Source organism: Sphingosinicella soli (assembly GCF_014199685.1).
Lineage (GTDB): Bacteria > Pseudomonadota > Alphaproteobacteria > Sphingomonadales > Sphingomonadaceae > Sphingosinicella > Sphingosinicella soli.
The window spans coordinates 1-6,372 of sequence record NZ_JACHNZ010000070.1 but is presented as its reverse complement, the minus strand read 5'-3'; the positions used below and the strand labels follow the sequence as shown (position 1 = coordinate 6,372).

Below are 6,372 nucleotides of genomic sequence, written 5' to 3'. Positions count from 1 at the left end.
TCTGCTCTTCCGTAAACCTCAGTCGCTTCATCGTCCGTCCTTCCATCAGGGCCGGACTCTAATCACGCGTGGAGGAAAATCAGGGGGTCACGTCAACATCCAGCGGAAATCGTGACTTCTATTTCTATACAAACGACCCTGCGGTATTTTCTGCCTCCGCGCAGTCAGCGATGGCACGTCACTCACATTACACATTCGAAGTCGGGGGCCGGTTAGATTCCAACTGGAGCGTATATTTTGACTTCCTTTACCCGTCGCAGGACGACTTCCAACGCATTTTGAATCGCAGGGTGGTTGATAATCTAGAGACTCATAACGACAATCTTTCGGCGCCGCGCCCAATAGAGCATTTCGCCTATCTTCCGCATGCCGTTGCTGCAGAGAAGTTGCAGGACTACCTCCGCGAACGAGGTTTCAGCATTGACGAGCCCAGGGTCGACGGTGGCACTATTGCCGTGACTTTCAAGCGCGTTGACCGGCCTGAAGACATCGACAACGTTGTTATTCCGATAGCGCACCACCTTCAGGAACTGGGTGGCGAGTATGACGGCTGGGGCTGCGAAGTGGTCAATTAAGCGCCACCGGCAACAACGAACCTTAATACGTTCAAATTGGCGCGCTAATCAAAAGTGACGTGCGGGGTCCATGCGCTGATGCAGTATGCGTATGATTGCGACCCCATAGGGGGTTTGCTGAAAATACACGGCGTGCAGTTCCACGTTCCGCCGTCGATAGCCCGGCCTGATCGCAGCGCAATCCTGCGATTGCTGCGGATCCTCTGCCAGGCTGACACAGGCCGCTTCGATGAGGTCGGTATAGCGCAGGGCCTGGGGCAGCCCCCATTGCTTCAAAGTATAATCGAAAATCGCATCGAGATCGCGCTGAGCCTTCGGGCTGAGCCTGTAATCAGCCATACTGATCGACTTTGCGCTGCTTGAAGGCGGCAAAGTCAAAGGGTTCCGGCTCCCCGCTCAACTCCCCCTCGACAAGGGCTTGGCGGATCGTCTCGATTTCGAAGTTCCGGGCCTGTTCCCGCCGGATCAGGTCGCGGATCGCCTCGCTGTCGTTGGTATAATGCCCCGAAGCAATCTGAGACGCGATCCAGGCATCCTGCTGTTCTGTCAGGGTGATTGTCTTACGCACAGTAGCCACAGTCGCCTCCACAGCATAATTTATCATACTATTGGTGCAATTTAGGCAACCCTGCGCTGGCGCGCAAGACCTTGAAGTCGATGTTGACGCTGTCGGTGCAGGGTGTGTGGGGATTCAGTTCAGGGCGGAGCGAAAATGGTGGATTTCGAGAACCGGCGCGCAGCGTACCTGAGGGTACGTGAGCACCGGAAGCGGAGAAAGCCGCCGTTTGCAGCCCGCCCTGGGCTGAATCCCCACACACCCATAAAGAAAAGCCCCGGAAGTCCTGAGACTTCCGGGGCTTTCCCCGTGACGATTGCGTTATCGGATCAGAACGCTGCGGTCAGCGACAGCACGATGGCTGCGTCCGTGATCGTGTTGATCGACGGGTCGCCGCCCTTGACGTCGGTATCGACATACGCGACGCCGAGCGTCAGCTTGTCGAAGGACACCGACGCGCCGAGCGACCAGTCGAGATAGTCGCCGTCGGTCGAGAACCCGCGGTCGATCGAAAGCGAACCGTCGGTGTAACCGAAGTGCGCAGTGAGCGAGACCGGGGTGTTCGGGATGCCGGCGGACCAATCCGTGTAGAGGTAGACGCTGTCGTCGCTGCCGAGCGAGGACTGCTTCGGCGCATAGGCCACGCCGACGGTCGCGGCGACAGGGCCGAGTTCCTTGCTGAGCGAGGCCGTGATTTCCACCACGTCCGTGCCGCTCGTGCCCGGATACAGATACCAGATCGCGCCGACGTCGTAGCCGAAGCCGCCCGCTTCACCGGCATAACCGGCATAGACGTCGATTTCAGCGTTCGCGCCGCCGAAGGAGCCGAAGCCTGCAAGGCTCGATCCCCACGTGCCGACGTAGAAGCCGCTCGAATGCGCGACATCGATGCCGCCCTGGAAGGCCACTTCTTCATCCGAAAGCGAAATGCCGCGCCAACGATACTGCGAGAACACGCCGGCGTTGCCGGAGATTTCCCAATCGCTCGTCGCTTCGTCCTGCGCGAAAGCCGGAGCGGCTACCGCAAAGCTACCGATAAGCGTGGCAGCCGCAAGCACGGTCGTTGAAACCGCGCGGCTGCTAATTCCCTTTTTCATCATTCCTCCACCTTCATTTCAGCTGTGATCGCTGCTCGCCCTGGGAGGGGTCGTTCCGAAGCGTCATGCTTCGTGGAGGATATTCGACCACGCTGCGGCGGCGCACAAGCGATTTCGCCCTCTCGGTCACCAAGTTGCAACGCACCTGATGCTTTATCGCAACAGTCTGAATCCAGACAGAAAGAAGGGCCGGCGTCGCCGCCGGCCCTTAGTAAAATCCTTGGGGAGGATTGCCATAAAGGCATTTTCATATTGCACCGCAGCACGGCGTGTTGCAACGCAAAAATGCATCTGACGGAAAAAAATGGTGTTTAAGGCGTTTTTCACGCCTGGCGCGTTAGACGCGTCCCATGATGAACGCGGATGCAGGCGGCTGGACAGTGAGTGAACACTACCGCAATGCCTCGGCCCTCCCGCCGGACATGACAGACGCCGTCGCCGCCCGCATCGCCGATATCGCCGCGGAGGCGATCACGGGCATCGATCCCCACACCGGCCTCGCGAGCGATTTTCTCAATCAATTCAACGAAGTCCTCATGCTCCTCGACGTCGCGGGCACAGACCCGGAGTTCAACCGCGATCTCCGCAACTGGCTTCCCTGCGACTACATCGAACACTTCGAAACCGGCGGCCTCCGCGATTCGGCGCTGGTGCTGGAAGCCTATGCGCTCTGCCCGCTCTCGGTACGCCGCCGCTTCGACCGCCTGAGCCGCGACCTCTCCGCACTCATTCTGCAAGGGCTCGCCGACCTGCGCGACCTGAGCGGCGAAACCGCGCAGCAGGCGAGCGCGATGCTCGCCGAGAAGATTCGCCGCCGCGTCGAATCGCTTTCCGCGATCATCCACCCCGGCGAGCGCCCGCTCGACAACCGCGCGATTTCCGCACTCTTCAGCTACGTTCGCTAGTCAGGCGAGAGGCCCTTCACCGCCACCCCGGCGCCCCCTATAAGACCGCTATGAGTGATCTTTTCACGGGTGCCGCCAACCCGACCGACTACACCGCAGACCAGATCGAAGTGCTCGAAGGGCTGGAGCCCGTGCGCCGCCGCCCCGGCATGTACATCGGCGGCACCGACGAGCGCGCGCTGCATCATCTCGCCGCCGAAGTGCTCGACAACAGCATGGACGAAGCGGTTGCGGGCCACGCCACCCGCATCGAAGTCTCGCTCGCGTCGGACGGCACGCTGACGGTTTCCGACAACGGCCGCGGCATCCCCATCGACGCGCACCCCAAATACCCGGGCAAGTCCGCGATCGAGGTGATCTTCACCATGCTGCACTCGGGCGGCAAGTTTTCAAACAAGGCCTACGCCACCTCGGGCGGCCTGCACGGCGTCGGCATTTCGGTGGTGAACGCGCTCTCCGACGAGCTCGTCGTCGAGGTCGCGCGCAACCGGGAGCTTTACCGCCAGCGCTATTCGCGCGGCCACGCCGTTTCGAAGCTCGAAAAGGTCGGCGCGGCGCCGAACCGGCGCGGCACGACGGTTGCGTTCCACCCCGACCCGGAGATATTCGGCGACAAGGCCACCTTCCGCCCTTCCCGCCTCTATCGGCTCGCGCGCTCCAAGGCGTATCTGTTTCGCGGCGTCGAGATTCGCTGGTCGTGCGATCCCGCGCTCATTTCCGACGACACGCCCGCCACCGCCGTGTTCCAGTTCCCCGGCGGCCTTGCCGATCACCTCGCCGAACAGCTCGGCGACCGTGCGTGCGCGACGAACGAGTTCTTCGCGGGCCGCGCCGAGTTTCCCGATACGCAGGGCTCGGCGGAATGGGCGGTGGCGTGGCCGCTCTACGGCGAGGGCTCGGCGAGCTACTACTGCAACACCATCCCGACGCCCGCGGGCGGCACGCACGAGGCCGGCCTGCGCGCCGCGCTCGTCAAGGGTATCCGCGGTTTCGCAAGCCTTATCGGCCAGAAGAAGGGCGAAGGCCTCACCGCCGAGGACGTGCTCTCCGGCGGCGAACTCATGCTCTCCGTGTTCATCCGCGAACCGCAGTTCCAGAGCCAGACCAAGGACCGGCTGACGAGCCCCGAAGCCGCGAAGTTCGTCGAAGCGGCGATCAAGGATCATTTCGATCATTTCCTCTCCGACAATATGGAGCGCGGCCGCGCGCTCCTCGGCTTCGCGCTCGAACGCATGGACGAGCGGCTGAAACGCCGCGCCGAAAAGGAAATCAAGCGCAAGACCGCGACCAGCGCGCGCCGCCTCCGCCTCCCCGGCAAGCTCACCGATTGTTCGTCGGATGCGCCCGAAGGCACCGAGATCTTCATCGTCGAGGGCGATTCGGCGGGCGGCTCGGCGAAGCAGGCGCGTGATCGCAAGACGCAGGCGATCCTCCCCATTCGCGGCAAGATCCTGAACGTCGCCTCGGCGAACCGCGACAAGATCAGCGCCAATCAGGAAATCGCCGATCTCATCCAGGCGCTCGGCTGCGGCACGCGCGAGCGTTTCGATGCCGATGCCCTGCGCTACGACCGCGTCGTCATCATGACCGACGCCGATGTCGACGGCGCCCACATCGCCACGCTGCTGATGACCTTCTTCTTTCAGGAGATGTCGGGCCTCGTGAAGAGCGGCCACCTCTACCTCGCGCAGCCGCCGCTCTACCGCCTCTCGCAGGGCGGCAAGGTCGCCTACGCGCGCGACGACGCCCACAAGGATGCGCTGATGGCGGGCGAGTTCTCCGGGCGCGGCAAGGTCGATATCGGCCGCTTCAAGGGCCTTGGAGAAATGTCCCCCATGCAGCTTCGCGAAACGACGATGGACCCCGAAAAGCGCACGCTCATCCGCGTGACGCTGCCCGATACCTACGAGGAGCGCGCGCCGGTCGTCGATCTCGTCGATCGCCTGATGGGCCGCAATCCCGAACACCGCTTCAATTTCATCCAGGAACGCGCCGCAACGCTTTCGGAAGACGCCATCGACGTTTAGGGTGCGTGGGGATTCAGTTCAGGGCGGAGCGAAAATGGTGGATTTCGAGAACCGGAGCGGAGCGTACTAAAGGTACGTGAGCACCGGAAGCGCAGAAAGCCGCCGTTTGCAGCCCGTCCTGGGCTGAATCCCCACACACCCTAGTCCGAAAGCGCCGCCACCAGATCGCGCACTTTCTTCTGCCGCCACTGCGCGCTCGGCGCGATCAGCCAGTAGGCTTCGTCCGAAACCTTCGGCTCCATGACAACGGCGAGCTTCCCCGCGGCGATGTCAGCCTCAGCGAGCACCAGAGGCACGCGCGCAATGCCGTAGCCCGCCACAGCGCTGTCGATGGCAAGCCCGGCGTCGGCGACGCCCAGGCTGGCGCTGCGGTCAACCGTATGGACCCCGTGCGCCTCGAACCAGCCGCGCCAGTCCGCAAGCGGGTATTCGATCAGCGGCTGCGCGGCGACTTCCGACACGATCTTCACGTTCGCCGCGATCTCCGGCGCCGCCACCAGCACGATCGTGCCCGGCGCGATCAGCTTGCCGCTCAGCTCCTCCTCGGCGGGCATCGCGCCGAAGAAGATCGCCGCGTCCAGATTGGCCGCATTGAAATCGATCGGCCCGTCCGAAGGCAGGATCGTCACCTGCCGCACGGGGGTCGAGGCCTTGATGAGCCCCAGTCGCGGGGCCAGCCACTTGCCGATGAAGTCGCGCGGCGCGGCGATGGTCAGGCGTTCCTCGCCCTGCCCTGCCTGCATCACGGCGACGGCCTCTTCCAGCTTCGCGAAGCCTTCGCGCAGCGCGGGCAGGCTGCGCACCGCTTCGTCGGTAAGCTCCAGATTGCGCGTCATGCGGCGGAACAGCACGGTGCCGAGCACGTCTTCCAGCGTTCGGATCTGCTGGCCGACGGCCGCAGGCGTCACCGCCAGCTCGTCCGCCGCCTTCGTGAACGAAAGATGCCGCGCGGCCGCATCGAAGACGCGCAGGGCATTCAAGGGCAGCAGGGTCCGCTTCATGTCCGCGACGATTACAGGGCACCTGCCTGCCGATCAAACGCGAAAAATCAGGCTTAACCGGAATTTTACCATAAGCGCGCTAAACGGGATGCGTGCCTTGCGGCACACCTTACCTCCCCTAGCTGTTTAGTCCCTCGTTTTGATGGTGCGGTTCTCTGATAAACCGTTTTGGCTGCTCGGACCATATTTTGCAGACATATTCATATGGGGT

At 62.6% G+C, this 6,372-nt stretch carries 7 protein-coding genes; 3 read left to right on the top strand and 4 right to left on the bottom strand.

Annotated features, from left to right (window positions below):
* Positions 1-68: 68 nt before the first annotated feature.
* Positions 69-575, top strand: coding sequence for a DUF695 domain-containing protein (locus GGQ98_RS18900; RefSeq protein ID WP_184071972.1), 507 nt, complete (start codon positions 69-71; stop codon positions 573-575).
* Positions 576-623: 48 nt separating this feature from the next.
* On the opposite strand, the gene GGQ98_RS17790 is transcribed toward GGQ98_RS18900, so the two are convergent.
* The 3 genes from GGQ98_RS17790 to GGQ98_RS17780 all read right to left on the bottom strand — a co-directional run bounded on the left by GGQ98_RS17790 (position 624) and on the right by GGQ98_RS17780 (position 2,228).
* A complete protein-coding gene (locus tag GGQ98_RS17790) occupies positions 624-914 on the bottom strand; it encodes a type II toxin-antitoxin system RelE/ParE family toxin (protein WP_184071970.1) in 291 nt (96 codons plus the stop codon).
* Complete coding sequence (locus GGQ98_RS17785) at positions 907-1,143, bottom strand: type II toxin-antitoxin system ParD family antitoxin (RefSeq protein ID WP_341534257.1); 237 nt, start codon at positions 1,141-1,143, stop codon at positions 907-909. Before GGQ98_RS17785 ends, GGQ98_RS17790 begins: the two co-directional genes overlap by 8 nt.
* A gap of 317 nt (positions 1,144-1,460) precedes the next feature.
* Positions 1,461-2,228 carry a TorF family putative porin gene (locus GGQ98_RS17780; protein WP_184071966.1) on the bottom strand — a complete coding sequence of 256 codons (768 nt, stop codon included), beginning with the start codon at positions 2,226-2,228 and terminating at the stop codon, positions 1,461-1,463.
* A gap of 380 nt (positions 2,229-2,608) precedes the next feature.
* Between GGQ98_RS17780 and GGQ98_RS17775 the strand changes: the two genes are divergently transcribed.
* Positions 2,609-3,133, top strand: a complete 525-nt coding sequence (locus GGQ98_RS17775) for a hypothetical protein (protein WP_184071964.1) — start codon at positions 2,609-2,611, stop codon at positions 3,131-3,133.
* 50 nt (positions 3,134-3,183) lie between these two features.
* Positions 3,184-5,160, top strand: a complete 1,977-nt coding sequence (gene parE, locus GGQ98_RS17770) for a DNA topoisomerase IV subunit B (RefSeq protein WP_184071962.1) — start codon at positions 3,184-3,186, stop codon at positions 5,158-5,160.
* 140 nt (positions 5,161-5,300) lie between these two features.
* Here parE and GGQ98_RS17765 read toward each other — a convergent pair whose 3' ends face one another.
* A complete protein-coding gene (locus GGQ98_RS17765; protein ID WP_184071959.1) occupies positions 5,301-6,161 on the bottom strand; it encodes a LysR substrate-binding domain-containing protein in 861 nt (286 codons plus the stop codon).
* Between the last annotated feature and the right edge of the window lie 211 nt (positions 6,162-6,372).

Coding starts and splice junctions, on each gene's coding strand:
- GGQ98_RS17790 (WP_184071970.1), bottom strand. CDS start 914: ATGGCTGATTACAGGCTCAGCCCGAAGGCTCAGCGCGATCTCGATGCG.
- GGQ98_RS17780 (WP_184071966.1), bottom strand. CDS start 2,228: ATGAAAAAGGGAATTAGCAGCCGCGCGGTTTCAACGACCGTGCTTGCG.
- parE (WP_184071962.1), top strand. CDS start 3,184: ATGAGTGATCTTTTCACGGGTGCCGCCAACCCGACCGACTACACCGCA.
- GGQ98_RS17765 (WP_184071959.1), bottom strand. CDS start 6,161: ATGAAGCGGACCCTGCTGCCCTTGAATGCCCTGCGCGTCTTCGATGCG.